General features: G+C 40.5%; 2 protein-coding genes. One reads left to right on the top strand and one right to left on the bottom strand.

The features are described 5' to 3' along the window. Nucleotides 1-103 precede the first annotated feature (103 nt). A complete protein-coding gene (locus tag HNQ34_RS17165) occupies nt 104-1,141 on the top strand; it encodes a YeiH family protein (RefSeq protein WP_183256535.1) in 1,038 nt (345 codons plus the stop codon). Nucleotides 1,142-1,386: 245 nt separating this feature from the next. Here the strand turns inward: HNQ34_RS17165 and HNQ34_RS17160 are convergent, their stop codons facing one another. Next, nucleotides 1,387-2,292 (bottom strand): LysR family transcriptional regulator, encoded by a 906-nt coding sequence (locus HNQ34_RS17160; RefSeq protein WP_183256534.1) that lies wholly within the window; start codon nt 2,290-2,292, stop codon nt 1,387-1,389. Nucleotides 2,293-2,630: the final 338 nt, after the last annotated feature.

Raw genomic sequence — 2,630 nt, 5'->3', positions numbered from 1 at the left:
TCAAAAGTATGTGATGAGCTTTGTCGAAAAATATTTTTTTGGCACCCCTAAGATGCCAAGAAACCTTGATATATCAACATTTCTAGAGGGAGGTGTAACATCTATGGGAAATGAAAACATACGCTCTTTAAAAAGCCCTTTTCCCCGCGGAAGTTCCAAAGGTCTTTGGCTAGGAGGTGTTGCCTTTACTTTTGCGATCGCGGCAATTGGCTTTGCGCTAACGGCAATACCAGGGCTTGACCGTTTAGGGCCGCTTGCGTGCGCGATTTTGATCGCGGTCGTGTATCGGCAAATTTTTGGATATCCAGAAGCGATTCGACGCGGCATTCAATTTTCCACGAAACGTTTATTAAGATTTGCCATTATCTTATTTGGCTTAAAGCTCAATATTGATGTCGTGATCCATCAAGGATTAGGCCTTCTCGTCCGCGATGTGGCTGTCATTGTTTTTTCTATTTTTATGACGGTTTGGCTTGGAAAAGTATTAAAAGCAAATTCTTCGTTATCGTTATTGCTCGGAATTGGAACAGGTGTATGCGGAGCGGCTGCTATTGCTGCTGTTTCACCGATTTTAAAAACTAAAGATGATGACACAGCCATATCTGCAGGGATTATAGCGCTTGTCGGTACTATTTTTTCTATAACTTATACGATTATTCGGCCATTTTTGCCCGGTTCTGATTTGCATTACGGAATTTGGAGCGGAATTAGTTTGCACGAAATTGCGCACGTTGCGTTAGCGGGTGCTCCGGCAGGACAGGATGCGTTGGCTCTTGCCTTGCTGGCGAAGTTAGGAAGAGTTCTTTTGCTTGTGCCGCTCAGTTTTATATTAATGTATTGGATGAGCCGAAAAAATGCCGGCCAGGAGTCGGGAGACACGAAAGTGGAATTTCCATGGTTTTTGATTGGCTTTATTCTTATGAGCTTGTTTGGCAGCTACGTTCTCGGAAAAGCGATTCCTATTTCAAAAAGTGCATTAAACGGCATTTCTTATTTCACATCATTTATTTTAACATCAGCTATGGTCGGCCTCGGCTTGAATATTAGTCTTCGCGATTTACGAACAAAAGCTTTGCGCCCTTTAATCGCCATGTCCATTACATCTGTTTTATTATCGTTTCTATCTTTCTTCATTGCTTAACTAAGCGGAAAGATCGAAAGTTTTACAGGCGTGTTGATGAACTAATAAAAACCAGTTGAGATCGCTCTATTCCTAGCTTTTCTGCCGTAGTCGGCAAGCGATTCGCTTGCCGACTGGCAATTCATATGGTTATGTTTTTTACAAAAAGGAAGAGTGTGAAATACAATTTTTAAATAATAGGATGTGAATTATGACTTTAGTTAACCGTTTGCCTCTTTTTGACGCTCTTATCGAATCGAGCACAATTATTGCTTTGCCAAGCTGTTTGCCGAAGTTCTATGCTTCCGTAAAATGTCCAAAAACACTTCCATCGCTTTTGTATAAAACGGGGTTTTTTGAGTGATAAAGGAAAATTGGCGAAAAAAAGGCTGGCCATCAATATTTATCAGTTTCAATGTCCCAAAAGAAAGTTCTTTTTTTACTGTCCATTGCGAAAGGAATGTGATGCCTAAGCCGGCTTCCACCGCTTCTTTAATCAGCTGTGTACTGCCAAATTCCATGATATCGTGCGGAAAAAAGTTATATTTTGAAAACAATTTGTCGGTTGCTTTCCTTGTTCCAGACCCTGTTTCGCGAACGATCCATGTTTCGCTGCGAAGATCATCAATAGACACCTTTTCCTTTTTTGCATACGGGTGGTTAGCAGAAGCGATAATAAACATTTGATCTTCGGCAAACGGTTCGATATAAACATCTTTCATCTCAATGTCCATTTCGATAATCCCGACATCCAATTGATGGTTGCTCACCATTTCTACAATTTCATTCGAATTTCCGATGGTGATGGCCGGTTTAATTAACGGGTACTGTTTATGCAGCTCGGCCATAATATGGGGAAGGATATACTCGCCGTAAGTATAGCTGGCGCCGATGGACAGCGCTCCGCTAGCGCGGTTCATTAAGTCATCGATCAAATGGTTCATGCGAGTATAAAGCCCTAATATTTCTTTCGCGTGATGGTAAACAATTTCTCCAGCTTTATTAAGTTTTACGTATTTGTTGTTTCGCTCTAGCAATTTTGTTCCCATTAGGCGCTCCAATGTTTGGACATGCTGGCTCACCGCCGGCTGTGTCATGTGCAATTCTTCGGCAGCGCGGGTAAAATTTTTCTTTTCCGCCACTTTGACAAACACGTGCAATAATTGATCCAATACGTTCCCTCCAGTCATTATTTATAATAATTATCATTAATATTATAATCATTTATTTTACTTATATTAAAGAAGGTTGATGGATTCATATAAAATTAATGACAATGATAAAACTCCCGATGGTGGACAAAAACGCATAAAGGCTCGTATTGTTTACGCGAAAGGATTTTTATGAAGAAGGTGTTAAAGAGTGAAGGAAAAAATCCGTACCGTTACAGAAGACGCCAAATACATTCAGCATCATTTATATAAATGCAATTTGGAACTTTAACGTTTTCGTCTTTTATGGAGTAATCGGTATGTTTCGACTGTCGGGTGACCGAACAACACCGCTTCCA

Source organism: Anoxybacteroides tepidamans, assembly GCF_014201465.1.
Classification (GTDB): domain Bacteria; phylum Bacillota; class Bacilli; order Bacillales; family Anoxybacillaceae; genus Anoxybacteroides; species Anoxybacteroides tepidamans.
This window is presented reverse-complemented; position numbering and strand designations above follow the sequence as displayed.

What these genes read in the sequence shown, in the direction of transcription:
- HNQ34_RS17165 (WP_183256535.1), top strand. Translation starts at nt 104, where the DNA reads ATGGGAAATGAAAACATACGCTCTTTAAAAAGCCCTTTTCCCCGCGGA.